Genomic DNA, 24145 nt, shown 5'->3' on the forward strand with positions numbered 1-24145 from the left:
CGATCGACGGGTCTGCCGAGCTGTGCAAGTAGAGGATCTGCACGATTCTCCTTCGCTCCGACAAGTAATGGCATGATGCAGTATCGACAATACTTTGGCTCTGCCGCCGAACGGCCGCCGACCTCCGTCTGAGCGTCTGCAAAGACGAGGTTTGCGTCGCCAATGTCGCGACACGCCGTAATACTGTCTCCGTAAGTTATCTGAGGTTCTCTCAGGCGTCAAGGGTATGTACAGGTGGAAAGCCGTATAGATGTGGCGACGAACACGTGTCGGCGCAATGAAAATGTCGCGATTCGGTCGCGTGAGTGTGTTTTGTGTCGCAAAAACCCATCAGACCGCAGGTTCTGTTTGGCAAATTCTAAGGTGACGTGCTTTCCTTTGCTTACTCAATAGTGACCTTGCGAAGGAGTCGAAGAGTGCGTCGAATCAAGATCGGTATGGCAGCTGTGGCAGTCGCGGCCTGCGCCGTCTCGGTGATGTCGGTGGGGCCCGCCTCCGCCCAGATCACCCCGCAGAACCCGTCCGGCCCGGTCAAGGGTGGCAAGCAGACGATCAAGTCGTCTGAGGGTGTCAACGCTCAGATCGCGCTGTTCGACCTCAAGGCGAAGCTGTTCCCGCCGCTCGCGGGTGATAACAAGTCGCGGTTGGCTTATGTCGACGGCAAGGCCGAGGGCACCATCACCAAGGCGCCCGGCGATGTCGAGTCGGCCACGGTCGAGGTGGGCTACGTGGTGGCCTGCGGCGTCAAGGACGGCGGCTTCGAGTCGTGGATCGGTTCCAACCAGTCCATCAGCGGCGGCGTGGGCGTCGTCGGCGGTGCCCCCGGTCCGTTCGGTGCCATCGGCGCCGGCGTCGGCGGCACCCTGGGCCTGAGCCAGAACCAGGTCATCAAGACCGCACCGGGTGGCATCGTCTTCCTCCCGGTGGGCACCAAGACCATCCAGAAGCCCAAGCCCGGTGAGAGCTTCGGCGTGCGCTTCGGTGAGAAGCGCGTGAGCATCGAGGGCTGCATCGGCAGCGTCGACGCCGTCGCCTACTCCACCCTGACCGTCTCGTCGCGTGCTTTCGACGATATGAAGACCGTCTACAGCGAGGTCATGCGCTTCGCCTGATCCCGCGGGATCAGGAGCGGAGGCCCGAGAGCGCGTCCAGGCGCGCCTCGGCCTCCGCGACGATCCGCTCGATCAGCTCCGCCACGGTCGGGAGATCCTCGATGATCCCCGCCACCTGGCCGGACGCGAGCACACCGGCCTCGGTGTTGCCCTCGACCAATCCGGCCCGCAACAACATCGGCGTGTTCGCCGACATCATCAACTGGCTCCAGGTGCGGTCGCCGCCCTTCTTCAGGGCGAGCCCCTCGTTGATCAGGCCCTTCCAGGAGACCCCGGTCAGAGCCTGGAAGCGCAGCGTGTTCCGCGCCGCGTGCGCCAATGTGGCCACGCCGTGCGATCGTTCCAGCGCCTCGACCAGTGCGGTGCGCAGCACTCGGTGCGGCATGCCGTCCACCTTGGTGGTCACCACCGTGTCCGCCAGCCCGCGCTGCAGGTACTCCGCCTTCACCGAATCGGGCACCCGGCTGTCCTGCGTCAGTAGGAACCGTGTGCCCATCGCCACGCCCGATGCCCCGTAGGCCAGTGCTGCGGCCAGGCCCCGGCCGTCGAAGAACCCGCCCGCCGCGATCACCGGGATGTCCACCGCGTCCAGGACCGAGGGCAGCAGCAGCGTGGTCGCCACACCGCCAGTGTGACCGCCACCCTCGCCGCCTTGCACCACCACCGCGTCCGCGCCCCAGGACGCCACCTTCTCGGCGTGCCGAGCGGCTCCGATCGACGGGATCACCACCAGGCCCGCGTCTTTGAGCTGCGCGATCATCTCCTTGCGCGGGGCCAGGGCGAACGATGCCACCCGCACGCCCTCGCGGATCAACAGCTCCACCCGCTGCTGCGCGTCCTCGGCGTCCGCCCGCAGGTTCACCCCGAAGGGCTTGTCGGTGCGCTCCTTGGTCTTCCGGATCGCCGTCTCCAGCTCCGGGTAGGTCATCGTGGCCGAGGCCAGGATGCCCAGGCCGCCGGCGTTCGCGGTCGCCGCGGTGAGGTGGGCGCCCGAGACCCAACCCATGCCGGTCTGCACCACGGGGTGCTCGATGCCCACCAGGTCGGTGAGCCGGGTGCGCAGCGTCATGCCGGAACCTCGCGGTTGCGCAGGCCCTTCGGGTCGACGACGGTGCGGATCAGTTGCAGTTCGCGATCGTCGGGCAGCCGCGTCTGCGGGGCCCCGGCACCGTCCAGTTCGAAGCCCGTGGCCTCGCGGACCTGCTGCTCCGTGACACCGGGGTGCACGGACAGCAGTGTCATCGCGCCCTCAGCGTTGAAGCCGAGTACGGCGAGATCGGTGACCACGCGGTAGACGTCGTGGAAGCGGGTGGCGGCGGGGCCGGCGGCGCGGGCGCTGTCGTAGCCGACGCCACTGATCACGTCGACCGCATCGACGAAGACCCGGGTGGAGTGCTTGGGGATCCAGTACGAGGTGCGGTTGTTCACCGTGTTGCCCGGTCCGCCGCGCACGCCCAGCAACTGGCGCGACGGTGCGCGGTGGTCACCGATGGCCGAGATGTTCTGGTTGCCGTAGCGGTCGATCTGGCTGGCGCCCATGATCACGTGCCGCTTACCGTGCGGCACCACCACATCGAGCACCTTCTTGAAGGGCTGCCAGCCCTCGATCCCGGCGGAGGGGTTCGCGGCGTCGGCCACGAGGTAGGCCTCGCCGTCGGACAGCAGCAGATCCGGCTCGAAGCTCAGGCGGGCGAGCCGGCCACCGAAGGACGGGATCAATCCCATCGGGCTGGCGGTGATCTCGCCGTCGCCGCGGAACAGGTCCGCGATGGCGGTGACGCACACCTCGGCGCGGGTGATGTCGGTCATTTCGCGTCCTCCTGCTCGGCGGCCCACGCCGCCACCTCTGCCTGGTAGTGCGCCTCGTCGCCGGTGAGGAAGCGCTCGGTGAAGGCCGCCCAGGAATCGGGGTCCTTCGCGCTCGCCGCGTAGTGGCGCTGGAACTTCTCATCCCGCCCGTAGTCCGGTGCGGCGGTGGTGAAGTGGGCGCCGTTCGGGGTCTCGATCACACCGGTCACGGCGCTGCGGTTGATCAGCAGCGACTGCACGGGCCCACCTGCCACCAACTCCTCGGTGCTCACGATCTTCTCGCAGGAGACGTAGCAGCGCTCCGCCGCCAACGCGAAGTCGTCGTCGAAGTAGGGGTCGGGGCCGAGGTACTGCGCGTTGCCACGGGCGTCGGCGCGATTCATGTGGATCAGCGAGGCGTCCAGGTGCAGCGGCGGCACCGCCACCAGCTCTTCGCCGTCGGCGTAGGGCGAGCGCACCGTCTTCAGGTCCGGGTTGGTGGCCATGACTGCCGAGCCGAGTCCGGCGCGGATGGGCTGGAAGGGGAGGCGTTGCACCGCGGCCTTGAGTCCCGCCGCGAACATGCCCTCGTCCCACTCGGAGACCTCGATGGTGCCCGCCTGCCGGGCCCGGGCGAAGTTGGGGTCGATCGGGACCGAATCGAGCGTCACGAAACCGAAGACGAGCCGGCGGATCTTGCCCGCGGCGGCGAGCAGACCCACATCGGGGCCACCGTACGAGACCACCGTCAGGTCCTTGAGGTCCGACCGCAGGATCGCGCGCACCAGTGCCATCGGCTTGCGCCGCGAGCCCCATCCGCCGATGCCGAGGGTCATCCCGTCGTGCAGCTCCGCGACCACCTGTTCGGGAGTCATCCTCTTGTCGCTCATGCCTTCTCCTCTCCGGTGGCAGCCTCGCCCACGGTGCGGCCGGTGGCCACGAACTCACGACGGTGCTCGTCGGAGTAACCGGCCAGGTTCAGTTCGAATGTGAAGCCCTGTTCGAAGCGGTAGCTGGTGTGCACGTTCACCGGATCGATGCCGTTGATGGCTTCCTTGGCCTTGCGGATCACCCGGGTGTCCTTGGCGGCGATCGCCCGGGCCACCTCCAGCGCGGCCTCGTCCAGCTCGGCGCGAGGCACCACGCGGTAGACCGATCCGAAGTGGTGGAGCTGCTGCGCCGTCGCCGTGCCGGCGGTGAAGTACAGGGTGCGCATCAGGTGCTGTGGCACCAGGCGCGCGAGATGCGTTGCGGCTCCCAGTGCCCCGCGATCGACCTCGGGCAGGCCGAAGGTGGCGTCGTCGGAGGCGAGGACCACGTCCGCGTTGCCCACCAGGCCGATCCCGCCGCCCAGGCAGAAGCCGTTCACCGCCACGATCACGGGTACCGCGCAGTCGTACACGGCGGAGAAGGCGGCGGCGCACCCGTGGTTGGCGCCGATCAGGGCGCCGTATCCCTCGGAGGCGTCGATCTCCTTGATGTCGACCCCGGCGTTGAACCCCCGGCCCTCCGCGCGGAGCACCACCACATGGCATTCGGGGTCGGCTCCGGCCTCAGTGAGGGCGGTCGCGAGGTCGAACCAGCCCTGCACGGTGAGGGCGTTGACGGGCGGCGCGTCCACCGTGATCACATGGATTCCGGGGGCCGCGACGGTGGTCTTGATCGGTGTGGACACACCGCCTCCTTCGAGGTAGACAGGTAGAACGTGATCTAAACCTAGCAATTGCTTGGTACGCTACCACCGTTGTCCGGTCAGCCGGAATGGGAAGGCGGAAACGATGTCCAGCAACGCACCGGCAGTGCCGGGGCTCGACGATGCGGTGGTCCTCATCACCGGCGGCGCACGCGGGATCGGCGCGGGGATCGCGCGGGTCTTCCTGCGCGCCGGGGCCACCGTCGTGGTGTGTGCGCGACGCGAGCCCGAGACCGCCGTCGGGGTCGACGGCCGCACCGCGGAGTTCGTCGCCTGCGATGTGCGCGACGCCGAGCAGGTCGACGCCATGATCGACGGTATCGTCGAGCGACACGGCCGGCTCGACGTACTGATCAACAACGCGGGCGGTGCGCCCCATGCCGATGCCGCCACCGCCTCGCCCCGGTTCCACGACAAGGTGATCGGGCTCAATCTGCTGGCGCCCCTGCTCGTGGCCCAGCGTGCCAACGCCGCGATGCAGGCCGCGGGTGGCGGCGCCATCATCAACATCTCGAGCGTGAGCGCCACCCGCCCCTCGCCCGGTACCGCCGCCTACGGGGCGGCCAAAGCCGGCCTCGATTCGCTCACCGCCAGCCTCGCGGTCGAATGGGCACCGGCCGTGCGCGTCAACGCCCTCGACGTGGGCATGGTGCGCACCGAGGCGGCGCAGCAGCACTACGGTGACGATGCGGGCATCGCAGCGATCGGCGCCACGATCCCGCTCGGTCGGCTCGCAGAGCCGGAGGAGATCGGTTCCTGCGCCGCATTTCTCGCCTCGCCCCTCGCGTCCTACGTGAGCGGCGCCACCATGCTCGTCCACGGCGGCGGCGAGCGCCCCGCCTTCCTCGCCGCGGCGAACGCCGATCACGGCGCCTGAACCACTCGGAAACCACTAGGAGAAGACATGACTGGAATCGTCGACGGCCGCGTGGTCATCGTGACGGGGGCCGGCCGCGGTATCGGGCGCGCACATGCGCTCGCCTTCGCCGCGGAGGGAGCCGCCGTGGTGGTCAACGACTACGGCGTGGGTCTGGACGGCGGAGACGCCTCGTCGGGTCCCGCCGGCGAGGTGGTCGAGGAGATCCGGGCGGCCGGCGGCCGCGCGGTCGCGAACGCCTCGGACGTGGCCGACTGGGCCGGTGCGCAGGCGCTGGTGCGCACCGCGATCGACGAGTTCGGGCGCCTCGACGTACTGGTCAACAACGCCGGGTTCCTGCGCGACCGGATGCTGGTGAACATGTCCGAACAGGAGTGGGACGCGGTGACCCGCGTGCACCTCAAGGGGCACTTCGCGATGCTGCGGCACGCCGCCGGTTACTGGCGTGACGAATTCAAGGCGGGGCGGCAGCCGGACGCCCGGGTGATCAACACCAGTTCCGGTGCCGGACTGCTGGGCAGTGTGGGCCAGGGCAACTACGCGGCGGCGAAGGCCGGTATCGCCGAGATGACGATTCAGGCCGCGGCCGAGATGGGGCGCTACGGGATCACCGTGAACGCGATCGCCCCGGCTGCGCGCACCCGGATGACCGAGGTCACCTTCGCCGACGATATGGCCGCTCCCGCCGATGGTTTCGATGCGATGGCGCCGGAGAACGTCTCGCCGCTCGTGGTCTGGCTGGGAAGCACGGAGTCCGCCGATGTCACGGGTCGGGTCTTCGAAGTGGAGGGCGGCAAGGTGTCCGTCGCACAGGGCTGGCGGCACGGGGCGGTCCGCGATAAGGGCGCCCGGTGGGAACCGGCCGAGCTGGGCGGGGTGGTGCGCGAGCTGATCGCCGCGGGGCCCGCACCGGAACCGGTGTACGGCGCCTGAGACGAGGAAGCCGGCCGCGTGGGAGGGGATTCCACGCGGCCGGCTGTATCCCGGCGGAGGGGTGTGCCGAGTCCGGTGGGCTCAGTTCCTGCGGCTGAGCCGTCCACTTCGTGCGAAGAAGTCCACGAGTTCCTCGGCCGTCTCGGCCATCGAGCGGGGCGCGTAGCCCAATTCGTTGCGCGCCTTCGTGATGTTCACCAGGGGCGAGGCGAACAACGGCCCCAGGGCGGCCTTGGACAGCACATCGGAACCCAGCCGGGCGTTGATCGGCTCGAGTACCGGCATGATCGCGGCGAGCGCGCCGATCGGGACCCCGATCTGCGGGCCGGGGCGTCCGGCCGCCTTGGCGGACAGCCGCATCGCATCGATGATGGGGGCGAATTCGCCACCCAGCAGGTAGTTCTCGCCGGTGCGGCCCTTCTCCGCCGCCAGCATCACACCCGCTGCCACGTCTCGCACATCCACCAGATCGAAACCCGCCTTGGAGACGAACACCGGCATGCGGCCGCGGGCCGCCGTGTACGCCAGCCGGTTCAGCCGGGACAGTGCGGCACCGTGATCGGCAGGCCCCCACACGCCGGTGGGGTTGCAGATGGTGGCGTCGAGACCGTCGTCGATCACCTTCCGCAGTTCCTGTTCGCCCGCCCACTTGGACCGGTCGTAGACCGGGATCTCGGGGCGCTCGGAGCGCGGCGCGGTCTCGTCGATCACGTCCACGAGGTCCTGGTCGAAGGCATGGATCGAGCTGAGGTGCACCATTTTCCGGACACCCGCATCGAGTGCCGCCCGGGCCACCGTGGCCACGCCCTGGGTGTTGAGCCGCCAGGCGTTCTCGTCCTGCATGCGCAGCGTGATCATCGCGACCAGGTGATACACCACCTCGACACCCTCGAACGCCGCGCGCATCGCCGCCGGATCCAGCACACTGGCCTGCACCCAGCGCACGCCCTCGGGCGCGTGCGGGGAATCGGTCCGGTCGATCGCGACCACGTCGTGCCCCTGCTCGACGAGCCGCTCCAGAAGGTTCCCGCCGACGAATCCGGCTGCGCCGGTGACCGCTACCCGCATGCTCAGATCCGCTCGATGATGGTGCCCGTGGCCATCGCGCCACCGCAGCACATCGCGATCAGGGCGGTCGAGGCGTCCCGACGCTCGAGCTCGTGCAGGGCGGTGGTGATGAGCCGGGCGCCGGTCGATCCGACGGGATGGCCGAGCGCGATCGCACCGCCGTTGACGTTGACCTTTTCGGGATCGGGGCCGATCACCGACTGCCACGACATGACCACCGAGGCGAAGGCTTCGTTGACCTCGAAGAGGTCGATGTCGCTCAGCGCGCGGCCGGATCGCTCCAGTACGCGTTCGGTGGCCCGGATGGGGCCGTCGAGGTGGTAGTAGGGCTCGCCGCCGACCAGTGCCTGCGAGACGATGCGCGCCCGCGGGGTGAGGCCGAGCGCGGCGGCCCGGTCGGAGTCCATGAGCAGGACGGCGGCGGCACCGTCGGACACCTGCGACGACGTGCCCGCGGTGTGCAGCCCACCGTCGAGCATGGGCTTGAGCTTGGCGAGCCCCTCGGCGGTGCTCTCGCGGGGCCCCTGGTCGCGGGAGACGAGCGTGGTCTCGCCGGTGGCGGCACCGTCGGCCATCACGGGCGCCTTGAGCGGCGCGATCTCGCGGTCGAATCGTCCCTCGGCCCAGGCCTGCAGCGCCTTGCGCTGCGACGCGACGCCGAACGCGTCGACCTGCTCGCGGGTGAAGCCGCGCCGCTGCGCGATCCGCTCCGCCGCCTCGAACTGATTCGGCATGTCGATGGTCCACGAGTCCGGGCGGGGCGTGCCCAGGCCGGTGCCGCGGTTGGCACCCAGCGGGATCCGGCTCATCGACTCGACCCCGCAGGACACGCCCGCGGCGATGGCGCCCGTCGCGATGAGGCCGGCGATCAGGCCGGTGGCCTGCTGGGCGGAACCGCACTGCGCGTCGATGGTGGTGGCGCCGGTGAGCTCCGGCAGGCCCGCGTTGAGCCAGGCGATGCGGGTGATGTTGCCGGCCTGCTCGCCGGCCTGGGTCACGTTGCCGCCGATGATCTGCTCGATCTCGGCCGGGTCGATCCCGGCGCGATCGAGCAGCGAGGTCACGGTGGCGCCGAGCAGCTCTGCGGGATGCAGGCCGCTGAGCCAGCCCTTGCGCTTGCCGATGGGGCTACGGACGGCGTCGACGATGACGGGGGTTCCCATATCGATCGATCCTCACCTTCTGCTCCACCACGTGGGTAGAGCACGTTCTCGATTGTGGCGCTGATCCGGCCGCCTGTCGAGGCGCCGCGGCCGCGCGAGTGGACTCTTCTGGCCTGTGTGAATACTGAGCACAGTGCGTCCTTCGCAATCTAGCTCACGGCGCGGCCGACTGTGCTTCAATGAGTAGAACATGTTTCAGATACGCCTGGCCAGTCCCAGGTCGAGGCGCTTGAAGGAGGCGGCGTGAGCGTGCACTTCCCCGCGGGATTCGATTTCACCAGTCCCGACCTGTGGTCGGAGCGGCGGCCGGAGGCCGAATTCGCCGAGCTGCGGCGTTCCGCACCGGTGTGGTGGCAGGACATCCCACCCGGCACCACCGGATTCGACGACGGCGGCTTCTGGGTGGTGTCCAAGCTGGAGGACATCAAGGCCATCTCGCGCAACCCGAAGCAGTTCTCCAACTGGGAGAACGGCGCCATCGTCCGGTTCGGCCCGGAGATCGAGCGCGAACAGATCGACGTGCAGCGGATGCTGCTGCTCAACATGGACCCGCCGCAGCACACCAAGACCCGTCGCATCATCTCGCGCGGCTTCACCCCCAAGGCGGTGCAGTCGCTGCACGACGCGCTCGCCGAGCGCGCCGAGCAGATCGTGCACGAGGCCCGCAAGACCGGCGGCGGCGACTTCGTCGAACAGGTCGCCAGCGAGCTGCCGCTGCAGGCGATCGCCGAGCTCCTCGGCGTGCCGCAGGAGGATCGCAAGAAGCTCTTCGACTGGTCGAACTCGATGATGGCCTACGACGATCCCGAGTTCGAGGGCAACTACATGACGGCCATGACCGAGTTCATGGGCTACTCGTGGAACCTCGCAGAGGAGCGCCGCGGCTGTCCGATGGACGACATCGTGACCTCGCTGATCCAGGCGGACATCGACGGTGAGGCTCTCGGGAGCGACGAGTTCGCCTTCTTCGTGCTGCTCTTGGCCGTGGCCGGCAACGAGACCACCCGCAACGCCATCAGCCACGGCATGAAGGCCTTCGTCGACAACCCCGATCAGTGGGAGATCTACAAGGAGCAGCGCCCGCGCACCGCGCCGGACGAGATCGTCCGGTGGGCCACTCCCGTCTCGGTCTTCCAGCGCACCGCGCTCGAGGACATCGAGCTGGGCGGACAGCAGATCAAGAAGGGGCAGCGGGTGGCGCTGTTCTACGCCTCGGCCAATTTCGACGAGGACGCCTTCGAGGACCCGTACACCTTCAACATCCTCCGGGACCCGAACCCGCACGTCGGCTTCGGTGGCTCCGGAACGCACCACTGCGTGGGCGCCAACCTGGCGCGCCTGGAGATGGACCTGATGTTCAAGGCGATCGCGGATGTGATGCCGAACATCCGGCAGCTGGAGGAGCCCGAGCGGCTGCGGTCCGGCTGGCTCAACGGCATCAAGCACTGGAAGGTCGCGTACGAGTAGGCCGTCCGCCGGATCACGACGAAGCCCCCGGGAATCTCCCGGGGGCTTCGTCGTGCGTGCCCGCGAAACGCGTGGATCGCGAGGATCGCGCCGGCCGTCAGGCCGGTTTGTCGGCGCCTACGAGCCACATGGAGAAGTACTGCGAGCCACCACCGTAGGCGTGGCCGAGGGCGGTGCGCGCACCGTCGACCTGGTAGTCCCCGGCCCGGCCCATCACCTGCTTGGCGGCTTCGGCGAAGCGGATCATGCCCGACGCGCCGATGGGGTTGGAGGAGAGCACGCCACCCGAGGGGTTGACCGGCAGCGTGCCGCCGATCTCGGTGCCGCCGGATTCGGTGAGCTTCCACCCCTCGCCCTCCGGGACGAATCCGAGGTTCTCCAGCCACATCGGCTCGAACCAGGAGAAGGGGACGTAGATCTCGGCGGCGTCCACCTGGGTGAGCGGATCGGTGATTCCGGCGTCGCGCCACAGCGCGGCCGCGGCGTCCCGGCCCGCCTGCGGGCTCACGTGCTCGCGTCCGGCGTAGGACAGCGGCTCGGTCCGCATCGCGGTCGCGAGCACCCAGCCCGGTCGGCGGCCCGTCGCGGCCTCGGATTGCGCCGCCGCGTCCTCGTCGCCGAGCACGATGGCGCAGGCACCGTCGGACGAGGGGCAGGTCTCGTCGAAACGAATGGGGTCCCAGAGCATCTGGGAGGCCTGCACCGATTCCAGGGTGATATCGGGCTGGTGCAGGTGCGCGAGCGGATTGAGCGCGCCGTTGCGCCGGTCCTTGACCGCCACCATCGCGCCCACGTGCGACGGTGCGCCCGACCGGCGGATGTACGAGCGCACGTGCGGGGCGAAGTAGCCGCCCGCGCCCGCGCCGACCGGCACGGTGAAGGGCACCGGGATCGACAGTGCCCACATGGCGTTCGACTCGGACTGCTTCTCCCAGGCCACGGTGAGCACGCGGCGGTGCACGCCCGCCTTCACCAGCGCCGCCGCCACGGCCGCGGTGGAACCGCCCACCGAACCGGCGGTATGGACGCGGAGCAGCGGCTTGCCCACCGCGCCCAGTGCATCGGCGAGGAAGAGCTCGGGCATCATCACGCCCTCGAACATGTCCGGCGCCTTGCCGATCACGATGGCGTCGATATCGGCCATGCCGACGCAGGCGTCCTCGAGGGCGCGGTCGACGGCCTCCCGGATGAGCCCCGCCATGGAGACATCGGTGCGCTTGGCGCGATGGTGGGTCTGGCCGGTGCCGAGAACGGCGGTGCGGTGCGCGGTCACTTGGCCTCCATCACGGCGATCAGGTTCTGTTGCAGGGCATGGCCTCCGGTGGCGTGGGCGAGCACCTTCTCGGCGCTGCCGTCCCAGATCGCCCGAGCGGCCTCGCCGATGCGGGCGAGGCCCGCCGAGAACATCGGGTTCCCCACGAGCGCGCCGCCGGACGGGTTGATCCGCGTGTCGTCGGTCAGCCCGATGGCCTTGCGCAGGATGAGCTCCTGGTGGGTGAACGGGGCGTGCAGCTCGGCGAGCTGCACGCCCTCGGCGCCCGCCGCCCGGGCCGCCGCCGTGGTGGACGGGCTCGCCGTGAGATCACGCGATCCCAGCGCCGGTGAGTCGATCCGGTGTTCCAGGCCGGTGAGGAAGGCGGGGTTCTCTCGCAGTTCGCGGGCGCGTTCCGCGGAGGCGAGGATCGCGACGGCCGCACCGTCGGTGACCGGAGCGATGTCGTGCCGCCGCAGCGGATCCGCCCACATGGGTTCGTTCAACAGGGTGTCCGCGTCGACGGTGCGCGAGAACTGCGCGGCCGGGTTGGCGGTGGCGTCCGTGAGGCTACGCGCGGCGACCTGGGCCATCTCGGCCTCGGTCCACGCACCCGCGTCGATTCCCGCGCGTGCCTGCAACGCGGCCACGGAGACCGAGTCCGGCCACAGCGGTGCCACGGTGTACGGATCGAACTGCATGGTGAGCGTGCGGCGCAGCGTGCCGGCGGAGGACTTGCCGAAGCCGTACACCAGCGCGGTGTCCACCTCGCCGGTGCGGATCTTCACCCACGCCTCGTACAACGCCCAGGCGGCGTCCATCTCGACGTGCGATTCGTTGATCGGCGGCACCGCCCCGATCGAATCGATCGCGGCGATGAACGAGAACGCCCTGCCCGCCAGGTAATCCGACGATCCGGAGCACCAGAATCCGATATCGGACTTGGTGAGCCCGGTCTGGGCGAAGACGTCCGCGAACAGCGGGATCAGCATCTCCACGCCGTTGGTGGTGGTCTCGGCGGCGCGCAGCCACGGGGTGGCGGCGTAGCCGACGACGGCGACGGAGCCGTCGGGATCGGTGCAGTGTCGTGTGCTCATCACAGATGCTTCTCGTAGCTGGAGTAGGGCGCGTCCGGCTCCCCGGTCGGCTCGAAATGCGAGATGTTCCCGGGACTCTCGGTCCATTCCTCGCGGGGCTTCCACGACGCGCGTACACGCATGCCCATGCGGACCTCGGACGGTTCGCAGCCGAGGACCAGATGCAGGAAGGGGATGTCCGCGCCGTCGATGAGGACGTACGCGGCCACGTAGGGCGGCTTGATCCGCTGTCCCTGGAAGGGCACGTTGACCACGCAGAAGGTGGTCACCACGCCGGTGTCCGGCAGGTCGACCTCCTCGGTGGTGGGGATGCCGTCGATGGGGCAGGCGTTGCGCGGAGGCACGTAGACGTTGCCGCACGTGGAGCACCGCTGGCCCAGCAGTCGTCCTTCGGCGAGTGCCTGCAGGTACCGGGTCTCGGGTACCGAGGCGGAGTGCTCGAGGTGCAGCTCCACCGGCGTGGTGAGGATCGTGACGGGATCGTCCGTCTCGGCCGTCCCGTCCGGGACCCCGGCGCCCTCGCCGGGCTCGAACGCGAGGATGTCGCCGATCGCCCCCGTCGGCTCGTCGGCCCACCGGGCGCGCACGCGCATGCCGGAGCTGACCTGTGCCGGGTCGGTCACGTCGAGCGCGTGGAGCAGCGCGGTATCGGCACCGTCGAGCCGGATCAGGGCGTAGGCGAAGGGCCGGTCGAAGGGCTGACCGTCCACCGGGTGCGCGTTCCACGACCAGCTCGCCACGGTGCCGGTGTCCGAGACCGGCACCACCTCGGTGAGTGCGGCGTGGGTGTCCGGGTCGAACTCCAGGGGCGGCACGTGCACCCGCCCGGCGGCGTCGCGGGTGCCGACGATGCGGCGCTCGCGGAGGTTGGTCATGAACGCGCTCAGCACCGGCCCGAGTGATCGGGTGTAGTCGAAGGACATGATCATCGGCGCGGAGAGCGTCTGCGGTTCGGCAGTCACCACCCGAGTGAAACATGTTCTAACTTTTTGGCGCAAGGGTATGCCGGAAAAGGCTTTATGGGCTTACCGTGGATTCATGGACGATCTGCATCGGGAGCCGCTCGTCGGCGATATCCTGCTCCGCTCGCTCGACGCCTATCCCGGCCGGACGGCGGTGCACGTCACCGGCCCCTCGGGTGACAGCATGCTGACCTACGCCGAGGTGCGCGATGAGATCAGCCGCTACGCGCAGGCCTACGCCGAGCTCGGCCTCGGGGTGGGGAGCCCGGTCGCGATGCTCGCGGGCAACCGGCACGAGGTCCTGATCGCCCAGTCCACCAACCTGATCACCGGGGCCCGGTTCGCCGCGCTGCACCCCATGGGATCGCTCGACGACCACGTCTACGTGATGGAGGACGCCGGGATCGAGACGCTCATCTACGATCCGAGGCTCTATGAACAGCGCGCCGCCGAACTGCGGGAACGGGTTCCGGGGCTGAAGACCCTGCTCTCCCTGGGGCCCACGGAGGTGGGAACCGACCTCACCGCGGCGGCGGCCCGGTTCGCGCCGCGACCGCTCGCCGCGCACACCGCCGACCCGTCCACCACCGCCAGTCTGGCGTATACCGGCGGAACCACCGGCAAGAGCAAGGGCGTCATGCTCAGCTACACCGGCGGTGCCGCACTGCTGCGCATCCAACGCACGGAATGGGATTGGCCGCAGGAGATCCGGTTCCTGGTGTGCGCCCCGCTCAGCCATGCGGGCGGCGCCTTCTGGAACCCCACCTCGATGGCGGGCGGATCGATGGTGGTGCTGCCCCGGTTCGAGCCCGAGGCGGTGCTGGCCGCGATCGAGAAGTACCGGATCACCGCCACCATGCTGGTGCCCACGATGCTGTACGCGCTGCTCGATCATCCGAAGTTCGACGACTACGACCTGTCCAGCCTGGAGACGGTGTTCTACGGCGCCTCGGCGATCTCGCCGTCGCGCCTCGCCGAGGCGATCGACCGGATCGGCCCGAAGTTCTTCCAGTTCTACGGCCAGGCGGAGTGCCCCATGACCATCGCGGTGCTCTCCCGCGAGGATCACGCCAAGGCTCGCGCGGAGCGCCCGGAACGGCTCGCCAGCTGCGGAAAGCCGGTGCCATGGGTGCACGTCGCACTGCTCGACGATGCGGGAAACCGTGTGCCGGAAGGGGAGCCGGGGGAGATCTGCGTGCGCGGCCCGCTCGTGATGCAGGGGTACCTGAACAAGCCCGAACAGACCGCCGAGGCCACCGCGCACGGCTGGCTGCACACCGGCGACGTCGGGCGGTTCGACGACGAGGGTTTCCTCTACATCGTCGACCGGAAGAAGGACATGGTGGTGACGGGCGGCTTCAACGTCTTCCCGCGGGAGGTCGAGGACGTGATCTCAACCGATCCCGCCGTCGCCGCGGTGGCCGTGATCGGTGTGCCGGACGAGAAGTGGGGCGAGGCGGTGACCGCCGTGGTGGTCCCGCGCGAGGGCGCCACGATCGATGTCGAGGGCCTGCGGGATCTGGTGCGTGAGCGCAAGGGCGCGGTGTACACCCCGAAGACCGTCGAGATCGTCGACGCGATCCCCGTCAGCCCCCTCGGTAAGCCGGACAAGAAGGCGCTCCGCGCCCGGTTCGCCTGACCGCCCCGCGGCCCCGTCTCCCTGACTTAACTGCGTTAGCCCACAGAATCCTCTCGGGATTCGTGTGGGCTAACGCAGTTAAGTCAGCGAGGGAGGGGCGACGGTGCGCGGCTAGCGGCCGTGGAAGACGGGCTTGCGCTTCTCGGCGAAGGCGCGCGGGCCCTCTTTGGAATCCTCGGACTTGAAGACCGCGAGGCCGAGCGCCGCGTCGATCTTGAAGGCCTCCTCCTCGTGCATGCCCTCGGTCTCGCGCATGGTCCGCAGGATGGCCTGCACGGCCAGCGGTCCGTTGGCGTTCACCAGCTCCGCGAGTTCGAGCGCCTTGTCGAGGGCCGAGCCGTCGGGCACCACGTGGCCGACGAGGCCGTACTCCAGGGCCTCGGACGCGGTGATGTGCCGGCCGGTGAGCAGCAGATCGGCGGCCACGGTGTACGGGATCTGCCGCGGCAGCCGGACGGCGGAGCCGCCCATCGGGAACAGGCTCCACTTCGCCTCCGAGACGCCGAACCGCGCGCTCTCGCCCGCCACCCGGATATCGGTGCCCTGCAACAGTTCCGTTCCGCCCGCGATGGCCGCCCCCTCCACCGCCGCGATCAGCGGTTTGCTGGGGCGGCGTCCCTTGATCAGGCCGGGGATGCGGGCGGGATCGAAGCCGCCGCTGGACATGGTGTCGCCCGGATTCGATTTCGCCATGTTCTTCAGATCGGCGCCGGCGCAGAAGGCGCCGGCGGCGCCGGTGAGGATGGCACTGCGGATCTCGGGATCGGTGTCGATCCGATCCCAGGATTCGGTCATGATCCGCAGCATCTCGCCGGTCAGGGCGTTCTTGGCGTGCGGCCGGTTCATCGTGATGATCAGCGTGTGGCCGCGCTGTTCGACGAGGGCGTGCGGGGCGTCGGACATGGCGCGCTCCTTTGTCAGGCGAGAGCTCCCGGACCGGGATCGATGGGAATGCGGAGATTCCGCTTCGCCAGACAGTAACACGTTCTAGTTTGGTGGAAAGCTCTCTTCAGGAGGAATCACATGCGCACACCCCTGTGTGACGATCTGGGCATCGAGTACCCGATCATCGCGTTCACCCCGTCGGAACACGTGGCCGCCGCCGTTTCCCGGGCCGGCGGGCTCGGCGTGCTGGGCTGTGTGCGGTTCAACGATCCCGACGAGCTGGACGCCGTGCTCGACTGGATGGACGCCAATACCGGCGGTCGCCCGTACGGCGTGGACATCGTGATGCCGAACAAGGTACCCACGGAGGGTTCGGCGGGCGACCTCACCGAGTTGATCCCGGAGGAGCACCGCGCCTTCGTCGAACGCACGCTCCGCGAACTCGGCGTGCCGGAGCTGCCCGAGGGTGAGGCCGGCGCCGGGGTACTCGGCTGGTTGCACTCGGTGGCGCGCTCACACGTGGAGGTGGCACTCAAGCACCGCATCGCCCTGATCGCCAACGCCCTCGGATCCCCGCCGGACGATGTGATCGTGGCGGCGCACGACAAGGGTGTGCAGGTGGCCGCACTGGCCGGCCGCGCGACCCACGCCCGCGCGCACGTCGACAGCGGCGTCGACATCGTGATCGCTCAGGGCTACGAGGCGGGTGGTCACACCGGTGAGATCGCCTCCATGGTGCTGCTCCCCGAGATCGTGGACGTCGTGGGCGACGAGGCCACGGTGGTGGCGGCCGGCGGGATCGGCTCCGGCCGGCAGATCGCCGCGGCGCTCGCGCTCGGCGCCGACGGGGTGTGGATGGGCTCCTACTGGCTCACCACCACCGAATACCTGGAGACGCACACCAAGTCGCAGACCATGCAGGACGCGCTGGTGGCCGCGACCTCCGCCGATACGGTGCGCACCCGGATCTTCTCCGGGAAGCCGGCCCGCCTGCTCAAGACCCGGTGGACGCAGGCCTGGGAGCAGGCCGGCGCACCGTCGGCCCTGCCCATGCCCCTGCAGAACCTGCTGGTGGGCGAGGCGCACAAGCGGATCAGCGCATCGGGCGATCCGTCCGTGGTGGCGATGCCCGTGGGACAGATCGTGGGCCGGATGAACGCCGTGCGACCGGTCGCGGAAATCATGGCCGAACTGGTCGGCGAGTTCGACGATTCCGTCGAGCGCCTGAACCTGGCACGCTGACGTCATGGGAACCAATCAGCGCGGCCAGATCCAGATGAGCGAGGCGGAGATCGCCGAGTTCCTCGACCGGAGCCGCACCGCGACCATCGCCACCGTGGGCGCGAGCGGCGCTCCGCACCTGGTGGCCATGTGGTACGCCGTGATCGACGGCGATCTGTGGATCGAGACCAAGGCCAAATCGCAGAAGGTGGTGAACCTTCGCCGCAATCCGGTGATGAGCGCCTCGATCGAGACCGGCGACTCCTACGACCAGTTGCGCGGCATCGCCATCGAGGGCACCGCGGAGATCGTCGAGGACGAGGCGACGGTGCGTGCGGTGTGCGAGCAGGTCTATGAGCGCTATTTCGGTCCGTACACCGAGGAGCTCAAGCCCGCGATCGATGCCATGATGAACAAGCGCGTCGCCGTGCGGCTGCGTACCGCGCGCACCCGCAGCTGGGACCATCGCAAACTGGGGATGCCCCCGATGCCCGTGAGCGGCAACACCGCCCAGTACCTCTGACGCCCGTGTCCGGTATCGAGGTGCAATTGAGCCCGTGCGTCGGTGGGCTGGTTCGCACGTGGTCGGACGATGGGACCGACCGGCTGTGGGCGGTGCCCGACGATGCCTGGTTGCGCGATACCCAGGGCACCGGCCGGCTCGGTCGGACGGCCTTGTCGGAGTCGCACTTCCGGGAGAGCGCGGAGCTCACCGACGGTGCATTGATCGTGCGCCCGCGGCTGCCCGTGCAGACCGCCGGCGGCCTCACGATGGCCGCGCAGACGGTGGAACTGCGTGAGGCCAAACGTCCCTCGCGGGGCACGCGGGAGGATTTCGGCGAGCTGTTGGCCCGGGCCGTCCAGCATTGCGTGGACACCTACGAGTTCCTGGTGATCGGCCCCGGAGCGCAGGGCCCGGGTCTCGCGCCGCTGTGCCTGTTCGCCGTGCTGCCCGACGGTGCCGACCACGCCATCGTCGTCGAAGCGGAACCGCCGCCCGAGGATTCGCTGCTGTGGGCGGCGTTCCTCGAGGGCGACTGCCCGAGCGCGACCATGAGCGCACCCCTGAACCCCGAGACGATCGCCGCGGTACCGCTGTTGATGTCCGAGGCGATCGGTCGATGGGGGCTGGACCCGTGGGACCTGGCGCTGACCTTCGGCCGCCGCTGACTACCCGCGCGCGGCCTCGATCAGCTTCCGAAGCGTGGGCTCGTCGCGCACGCCACTGAACAGCACCGTGGTGACGGGGCTGTCCCGCCAGAGCTGCAACCGCTCCGCGATCCGCTCGATGGGGCCCACCAGGGTGATCGAATCGGCGAGCTCGTCGGGGACCGCGGCCACGGCCCCGGCCCGATCTCCCGCGAGGAACTTCTCCTGCACCGCGACGGCGGCGTCGGCGTAGCCCAGACGGCCGATGAGGTCGAGATGGAAATTGGTGGACTTGTGCCCCATGCCGCCGATGTAGAAGGCGAGCGGGACCTTGGCCTGGGTGAGTGCCGCGTCCAGATCGTCGGAGACGATCACCGAGACGGTCGCGGCGATCTCGAAACCCTCGGGGCGGCCGGCCAGCGACTGTCCGTAGATGGAGTCCACCTGGGCGGGGTCGATGAACAGCGGCAGCCAGCCGTCGGCGATCTCGGCCGAGAGCGCCACGTTCTTCGGGCCCTCCGCGCCGAGGAAGATCGGGATGCGGGGCCGCACCGGGAGGGCGATCGATTTGAGCGGTTTGCCGAGGCCGGTGCCGCCCGGGTAGGGCAGCGGATAGTGCGGTCCGGCGCTGGTCACGGGCTCCTCGCGGGCGATCACCCGGCGCACGATGTCGATGTACTCGCGGGTGCGGGCCAGCGGCTTGGGGAAGGGGTTGCCGTACCAGCCCTCGGCCACCTGCGGCCCCGATGCGCCGAGGCCGAGCACCATCCGGCCACCGGACAGTCCGTCGATCGTCAGGGCGTGCATCGCCGTGGCCGTCGGCGTGCGCGCGGGGATCTGGGCCACCGCGGTGCCCAGTTTGATCCGCGTGGTCCGCGACCCGTACCAGGCCAGTGTGGAGAAGGCGTCCGAGCCGTAGGCCTCCGCGGTGAAGGCGTAGTCGTAGCCCAGCTCGTCGGCGGCGATCACCGCCTCGGTGTGGTCCTCGGGACCGCGGGTCCAATAGCCGAGGTTCAGCCCTACGTTCAGATCGTTGACCATCACCCGAATCTAGAACAAGTTCTAGGATTTGGGTTACAGTTCGGTATGGCTTCGCCCACACAGCTCCGCAACACCCTGCCCCCGCGCATCACCGATGAGGTGATCGGGAGTCTCACCGCACTCGTCGTCGCGGACGGCAGCCGCGAGGCCTTCCCGATGATCGAGGTGTTCACCGGCGCACCGATCGGGCCGCTCCCACAGTCCACCCCGGCCGACGTCACCGCGGCCTTCGAGACCGCGCGCACGGCCCAGCAGGAGTGGGCGCAGCGCCCGCTGGAACAGCGGCTCGCCGTGTTCAAGCGGCTGCACGAGCTGATCCTCGAGAACAACGAGCTGCTGGTCGACCTGATCCAGAGCGGCACCGGCAAGAACCGGCGGATGGCCTTCGAGGAGTCCTGCGACGTCCCCATGGTGATCAGCCACTACCTCAAGGCGGCGCCCCGGCTGCTGCGTTCCCGCCGCCGCGGCGGCCCCGTGCCGGTGCTCAGCAATTCGGTGGAGCTGCACCGCCCCAAGGGCGTGATCGGCGTGATCGCGCCGTGGAACTTCCCGTTCGCGATGGCCCTCTCCGATGCCATCCCGGCCCTCATCGCGGGCAACGGCGTGGTGCTCAAGCCCGACAACAAGACCGCTCTCGCCGCCCTCTACGGGGTCGAGCTGCTGCGCCGCGCCGGCGCCCCCGAGGGGCTGTTCCAGGTGGTCTGCGGGCAGGGGCCGGACGTGGGCCCCACGCTGATCGACGAATCCGACTTCGTGATGTTCACCGGGTCCAGTGCCACCGGCGCCACGGTCGGTGAGCGGGCCGGCAAGAACCTGATCGGCTGCAGCCTCGAGCTCGGCGGCAAGAACCCGATGATCGTGCTCGACGACGTCGACCTCGACGAGGCCGTCACCAGCGCCATCTTCGCCGTCTTCGCCAACGCGGGCCAGGCCTGCATGCACATCGAGCGGATGTACATCCACGACAGCATCTTCGACGAGTTCTCCCGCCGTTTCGTCGCCGCCGCCGGCGCGCTGAGCCTGGGCGCCACCTACGACTACGAACCCGATATGGGCTCGCTCGCCTCGCCCGACCAACTGCGACGCGTCTCCGCGCACGTCGAGGACGCCCGCGCCAAGGGCGCCACCGTTCTCTGCGGCGGCCGGGCCCGCACCGATGTCGGCCCTGCCTTCTACGCGCCCACGGTGCTCACCGGCGTCACACCCGATATGCACCTCGCCACCGCCGAGACCTTCGGCCCCGTGGTCTCCCTGTTCCGGTACTCCACCGACGAGGAGGCGGTGCGCCTGGCCAACGACACCCGCTACGGCCTCAACGCCAGCGTGTGGGCCAAGGACCTGCGCCGCGCTGCCCGCATCGGTGCGCAGCTCGAGGCCGGGAACGTGAACATCAACGACGGTTTCGCGGCGTCCTTCGCGAGCAAGGGCACCCCGTCGGGCGGTTGGAAGGCCTCCGGCGTGGGTGTGCGCCACGGCGATGCCGGACTGCTCAAGTACACCGACACCACCAACCTCGCGACCCTCAAGAAGCAGGTCTACGGGGTGCGCCCCGGCCAGACGTATACCCAGTACGCGAAGCAGACGATCCAGGTGCTGCGCCTGATGCGCAAGCTCCGCATCCGCTGATCGAACCCGGCCTCGCGCTGTCCTCGCGCCCAGTTTGTCGGACGGCTGCGCCACAATCGAGGGGTGCTGTTCACCGAGGTCGTCGCCGCATCCACCGAGGTCGGGCAGACCCGTGCCCGCACCGCCAAGATCGAGACGCTCGCCCGGCTGCTCCGCGGTGCCGACGCTGCGGACGTGCGCCCCGTGGTGGCGTGGTTGTCCGGCACACTGCTGCAGGAACGCCTGGGCACCGGGTGGCGCGGGGTGGCGAAGATCGTCGACCAGCAGCCGCCCGCGGCCGACCCGTCGCTCACCGTGGCGGAGGTCTCCTCCGCCTTCGACGAGCTCGCGGGCACGGCGGGCACGGGTTCGGTGGCGCGGCGCAGTGAACTGCTCACGGCGCTGTTCGGCCGCGCGACCGCCGAGGAACGGCGGCTGCTGATCGGCCTGATCACCGGCGAAGTGCGGCACGGGGCGCTCGCCGGGGTGATGACCGACGCCGTGGCCCGCGCGACGGGAGTGCCGCTGGCCACGGTCCGCCGCGCCGCGATGCTCTCGGGCTCGCTGCCGGAGACCGCGGCGGCCGCACTGTCCGGCGGGGAGGACGCGCTGGCGGGATTCGGTCTGGAGGTGCTGCGCGGGGTGTCGCCGATGCTGGCCTCGCCCGCCGCGGATCTGCCCGCGGCACTGGCCGACCTGGGGCCGGACGTGAGCGTGGAGTTCAAGCTCGACGGCGCGCGGATCCAGGTGCACCGCGACCGCGATGCGGTGCGCGTGTACACCCGCACGCTGCGCGATATCACCGCTGCGGTGCCCGAGATCGTCGCGGTCGCCTTGGCGCTGCCGTGCACCTCCGTGGTGCTCGACGGTGAATCCCTCGCGCTCACCGACGCGGGGCGGCCGCGGCCCTTCCAGGAGACGATGAGTCGGTTCGGCTCCACGGAGTCCGGGACGGACGAGAGCTCCGTGTTGCGGCCCTTCTTCTTCGACTGCCTGCACCTCGACGGCCGCGACCTGCTCGACGAGCCCCTGTCCGTGCGCCTGGAGGCGCTCGATCGGGTGGCGGGCGAGCTGCGCATCCCCGCGCTGACCCGTCCGTCGGCGGAGGAGGCCGCCACGCACCTGGCGGCGGCCCTCGCGGCGGGGCACGAGGGCGTGATGGTCAAGGCCCTGGACTCGCCCTACGCCGCGGGGCGGCGGGGCCGCGCCTGGCAGAAGGTGAAGCAGTCGTACACGCTCGATCTCGTGGTGCTGGGCGCGGAATGGGGGTACGGCCGGCGCACCGGGATGCTCTCGAACCTGCACCTGGGTGCCCGCGATCCGGACGGTGGCGAGCCGATCATGGTGGGCAAGACCTTCAAGGGACTCACCGATGCGCTGCTGCGCTGGCAGACCGAGGAATTCCCGAAGCACCAGCGATCCGAGACCCTCGGGGCCGATTCCGGTGCCGATCACACCGGGCCCGCTCGCTCCGCTCCCGGCGCCCACCGCGATGAGCACACCGTGTACCTCCAGCCGGAGATCGTGGTCGAGATCGAGCTCGACGGGGTGCAGCGCTCCCGCCGCTACCCCGGCGGCGTCGCCCTGCGGTTCGCGCGCGTGCTCCGGTACCGGCCCGATAAGACCGCGGCCGAGGCCGACACCATCGATGCGGTGCGCGCCCTACTGCCCGGATAGCGGCACCGTCGCCGCGATCCCGTCGGACCGCAGGGCCCGCTTGAGCACCTTGAACGACGGGGTGCGCGGTAGTTCGTCGACGATGCGCAGCCGCCGGGGCCGCTGCCGCGGACCGAGATCGGGCTGCGCGGCGAGGAATCCGTCGATCTGATCCGGCGTCAGCTCGGCCCCGGGCGCGAGCACGATCGCGGCGGCCACCTGCTCGCCCACCCGGTCCGGCAGGCCGTACACCGCGGCCTCCGCGATCGACGGATGCCGCAACAGCACCCGCTCGATCGGGGCCGCGCCGAGGTTCTCGCCGCCCACCCGCATCCAATCGCCGGTGCGGCCAGCGAAGTACACGAAACCCGCCGCATCGACGTAGGCGAGATCGCCCGTGCGGTACACGCCGCCGGCCGAACGCGCGGCCTCGGCGGCGGGATCCTTGTAGTAGCCCGAGAATCCGCCCGTACCCGCGGTGTTCACCAGCTCGCCGATCGCCTCGTCGGGATTGAGCACCGCACCGTCGGCGCCGATCTCCGCGCGCGGGCATTCGATCGAGGTCTCCGGCTTCCACACGGCGATGCCCGGCGGCAGCGGTCCGAGCGCCGACGGCGGCGTGTCCGGGGTGCGGGCGATCGCGACGCCGTTCTCCGAGGAACCGTAGCCGTCCTGAACGTGGCAGCCGAATCGTCGCGCGAAGGCGGCGATGTCGTCGGACCGGCCCTCGTTGCCGTAGAGCACGCGCAGCGGGTTGTCGGCATCGTCCGGCCGCTCCGGGGTGGCCAGGATGTACGACAGGGGCGTGCCCACGTAGTTGGCGTAGGTGGCGCCGTAGCGGCGTACGTCGGCGAGGAATCCGCTCGCGGAGAACCGTTCCGCCAGCGCGATCGTCGCACCGGCGGCGAGCGCGACCGCCCAGCCCGCGAGCAGTGCATTGGAGTGGAACATCGGCATCGAGATGTACGCGACGTCGTCGCCGGTGAGGCCGAAGCGTTGCGCGAGCATCACGCCCGCGCCCTCGAACTTGCCGTGGGTGGCCTGCACCGCCTTCGGCTCGCCGCTGGTGCCCGAGGTGAACACCAGGGCCAGGAGCCGATCCGGTCCGAAGGCGGCCCCCGGCGCTGCGGCCTCGCGGTCCACCAGGGTCGCCCACGCGGGACCGTCGAGATCGATCACGGGGACACCGAGATCGAGCCCGTCGAGCAGCGCAGCGTGCCGGCCCGAGGTGAAGACCACCTGGCAGTCGGCGAGCGCGATGTCCCGGGCGAGAGCCGCACCGCGGCGAGTCGGATTGAGCCCCACCAGGACCGAGCCCGACAGGGCGGCGGCACCGAGCAACAGCGAGAACTCGGGAACGTTGTCGGCGAGCACCCCGAAGTGCGGCGGCGCACCGTCGGGCAACAGCTCGGCCAGGACGGCGGACCGTCGCGCCGAATCGGCGACGTGCTCGGCCCACGTCCACGAGGCATCGCCGGCCCGCAGGCCCACGCCGGGATCATCGGCGCGGGCCAGCAGCAGGTCGGCGATGCTCACG

Annotated in this window: 22 protein-coding genes; 10 read left to right on the forward strand and 12 right to left on the reverse strand. The window is 69.7% G+C overall.

Annotated elements, in window-relative coordinates:
• Window positions 1-437: 437 nt before the first annotated feature.
• Entirely contained in the window at window positions 438-1112 is a 675-nt protein-coding gene (locus TTY48_RS11280) for an MspA family porin (protein ID WP_255585637.1), read from the forward strand.
• 10 nt (window positions 1113-1122) lie between these two features.
• Here the strand turns inward: TTY48_RS11280 and TTY48_RS11285 are convergent, their stop codons facing one another.
• Genes TTY48_RS11285 through TTY48_RS11300 form a run of 4 tightly spaced genes read right to left on the reverse strand, consistent with a single transcriptional unit; the run spans window position 1123 to window position 4575 of the window.
• On the reverse strand, window positions 1123-2181 hold the full coding sequence (locus TTY48_RS11285; RefSeq protein ID WP_220657575.1) for a nitronate monooxygenase family protein: 1059 nt from the start codon (window positions 2179-2181) through the stop codon (window positions 1123-1125).
• On the reverse strand, window positions 2178-2921 hold the full coding sequence (locus TTY48_RS11290; RefSeq protein WP_220657576.1) for a CoA-transferase subunit beta: 744 nt from the start codon (window positions 2919-2921) through the stop codon (window positions 2178-2180). The genes TTY48_RS11285 and TTY48_RS11290 overlap by 4 nt, the downstream gene beginning before the upstream one ends.
• Window positions 2918-3790: a CoA transferase subunit A gene (locus TTY48_RS11295; RefSeq protein ID WP_220657577.1), complete on the reverse strand. Its 873-nt coding sequence runs from the start codon at window positions 3788-3790 to the stop codon at window positions 2918-2920. The genes TTY48_RS11290 and TTY48_RS11295 overlap by 4 nt, the downstream gene beginning before the upstream one ends.
• Window positions 3787-4575, reverse strand: a complete 789-nt coding sequence (locus TTY48_RS11300; RefSeq protein WP_220657578.1) for an enoyl-CoA hydratase family protein — start codon at window positions 4573-4575, stop codon at window positions 3787-3789. The genes TTY48_RS11295 and TTY48_RS11300 overlap by 4 nt, the downstream gene beginning before the upstream one ends.
• A gap of 103 nt (window positions 4576-4678) precedes the next feature.
• On the opposite strand from TTY48_RS11300, the gene TTY48_RS11305 reads away from it, so the two are divergent.
• Both TTY48_RS11305 and TTY48_RS11310 read left to right on the forward strand, forming a co-directional pair.
• Window positions 4679-5470: an SDR family oxidoreductase gene (locus tag TTY48_RS11305; RefSeq protein WP_220657579.1), complete on the forward strand. Its 792-nt coding sequence runs from the start codon at window positions 4679-4681 to the stop codon at window positions 5468-5470.
• 27 nt (window positions 5471-5497) lie between these two features.
• On the forward strand, window positions 5498-6403 hold the full coding sequence (locus TTY48_RS11310) for an SDR family oxidoreductase (RefSeq protein WP_220657580.1): 906 nt from the start codon (window positions 5498-5500) through the stop codon (window positions 6401-6403).
• Window positions 6404-6484: 81 nt separating this feature from the next.
• On the opposite strand, the gene TTY48_RS11315 is transcribed toward TTY48_RS11310, so the two are convergent.
• Window positions 6485-7471, reverse strand: a complete 987-nt coding sequence (locus TTY48_RS11315; protein WP_220657581.1) for an NAD-dependent epimerase/dehydratase family protein — start codon at window positions 7469-7471, stop codon at window positions 6485-6487.
• A 2-nt stretch (window positions 7472-7473) separates the two neighbouring features.
• Window positions 7474-8634 carry a steroid 3-ketoacyl-CoA thiolase gene (locus TTY48_RS11320; protein WP_220657582.1) on the reverse strand — a complete coding sequence of 387 codons (1161 nt, stop codon included), beginning with the start codon at window positions 8632-8634 and terminating at the stop codon, window positions 7474-7476.
• Between the two features lie 243 nt (window positions 8635-8877).
• Here TTY48_RS11320 and TTY48_RS11325 point away from each other — a divergent pair, with 243 nt between their 5' ends.
• Window positions 8878-10101 carry a cytochrome P450 gene (locus tag TTY48_RS11325; protein ID WP_220657583.1) on the forward strand — a complete coding sequence of 408 codons (1224 nt, stop codon included), beginning with the start codon at window positions 8878-8880 and terminating at the stop codon, window positions 10099-10101.
• Between the two features lie 97 nt (window positions 10102-10198).
• Here TTY48_RS11325 and TTY48_RS11330 read toward each other — a convergent pair whose 3' ends face one another.
• From TTY48_RS11330 to TTY48_RS11340, 3 genes are read right to left on the reverse strand one after another with little or no spacing between them, the layout of a single operon-like run.
• Window positions 10199-11374 carry a thiolase domain-containing protein gene (locus tag TTY48_RS11330; protein WP_220657584.1) on the reverse strand — a complete coding sequence of 392 codons (1176 nt, stop codon included), beginning with the start codon at window positions 11372-11374 and terminating at the stop codon, window positions 10199-10201.
• Complete coding sequence (locus tag TTY48_RS11335) at window positions 11371-12450, reverse strand: thiolase domain-containing protein (RefSeq protein WP_220657585.1); 1080 nt, start codon at window positions 12448-12450, stop codon at window positions 11371-11373. The genes TTY48_RS11330 and TTY48_RS11335 overlap by 4 nt, the downstream gene beginning before the upstream one ends.
• Entirely contained in the window at window positions 12450-13412 is a 963-nt protein-coding gene (locus TTY48_RS11340; RefSeq protein ID WP_220657586.1) for an OB-fold nucleic acid binding domain-containing protein, read from the reverse strand. The genes TTY48_RS11335 and TTY48_RS11340 overlap by 1 nt, the downstream gene beginning before the upstream one ends.
• A gap of 76 nt (window positions 13413-13488) precedes the next feature.
• Between TTY48_RS11340 and TTY48_RS11345 the strand changes: the two genes are divergently transcribed.
• Window positions 13489-15051: an AMP-binding protein gene (locus TTY48_RS11345; protein ID WP_220657587.1), complete on the forward strand. Its 1563-nt coding sequence runs from the start codon at window positions 13489-13491 to the stop codon at window positions 15049-15051.
• Window positions 15052-15162: 111 nt separating this feature from the next.
• On the opposite strand, the gene TTY48_RS11350 is transcribed toward TTY48_RS11345, so the two are convergent.
• Window positions 15163-15954 carry a crotonase/enoyl-CoA hydratase family protein gene (locus TTY48_RS11350; RefSeq protein WP_220657588.1) on the reverse strand — a complete coding sequence of 264 codons (792 nt, stop codon included), beginning with the start codon at window positions 15952-15954 and terminating at the stop codon, window positions 15163-15165.
• 120 nt (window positions 15955-16074) lie between these two features.
• On the opposite strand from TTY48_RS11350, the gene TTY48_RS11355 reads away from it, so the two are divergent.
• The 3 genes from TTY48_RS11355 to TTY48_RS11365 are packed head-to-tail and all read left to right on the forward strand — an operon-like array spanning window position 16075 to window position 18327.
• A complete protein-coding gene (locus tag TTY48_RS11355) occupies window positions 16075-17178 on the forward strand; it encodes a nitronate monooxygenase family protein (protein WP_220657589.1) in 1104 nt (367 codons plus the stop codon).
• Window positions 17179-17182: 4 nt separating this feature from the next.
• Window positions 17183-17680, forward strand: a complete 498-nt coding sequence (locus TTY48_RS11360; protein ID WP_220657590.1) for a pyridoxamine 5'-phosphate oxidase family protein — start codon at window positions 17183-17185, stop codon at window positions 17678-17680.
• 5 nt (window positions 17681-17685) lie between these two features.
• A complete protein-coding gene (locus tag TTY48_RS11365; protein WP_220657591.1) occupies window positions 17686-18327 on the forward strand; it encodes a hypothetical protein in 642 nt (213 codons plus the stop codon).
• On the opposite strand, the gene TTY48_RS11370 is transcribed toward TTY48_RS11365, so the two are convergent.
• A complete protein-coding gene (locus TTY48_RS11370) occupies window positions 18328-19335 on the reverse strand; it encodes an LLM class F420-dependent oxidoreductase (RefSeq protein ID WP_220658554.1) in 1008 nt (335 codons plus the stop codon).
• Window positions 19336-19392: 57 nt separating this feature from the next.
• Between TTY48_RS11370 and TTY48_RS11375 the strand changes: the two genes are divergently transcribed.
• Entirely contained in the window at window positions 19393-20973 is a 1581-nt protein-coding gene (locus tag TTY48_RS11375) for a succinic semialdehyde dehydrogenase (protein ID WP_220657592.1), read from the forward strand.
• A gap of 63 nt (window positions 20974-21036) precedes the next feature.
• The gene (locus tag TTY48_RS11380; protein WP_220657593.1) at window positions 21037-22629 is read left to right on the forward strand and encodes an ATP-dependent DNA ligase; all 1593 of its coding nucleotides are present in this window, start codon (window positions 21037-21039) and stop codon (window positions 22627-22629) included.
• Here the strand turns inward: TTY48_RS11380 and TTY48_RS11385 are convergent.
• The gene (locus tag TTY48_RS11385; protein WP_220657594.1) at window positions 22615-24144 is read right to left on the reverse strand and encodes a long-chain-fatty-acid--CoA ligase; all 1530 of its coding nucleotides are present in this window, start codon (window positions 24142-24144) and stop codon (window positions 22615-22617) included. The genes TTY48_RS11380 and TTY48_RS11385 overlap by 15 nt on opposite strands.
• Window position 24145 lies beyond the last annotated feature (1 nt).

The organism is Tsukamurella sp. TY48 (assembly GCF_019656655.1).
Classification (GTDB): domain Bacteria; phylum Actinomycetota; class Actinomycetes; order Mycobacteriales; family Mycobacteriaceae; genus Tsukamurella; species Tsukamurella strandjordii.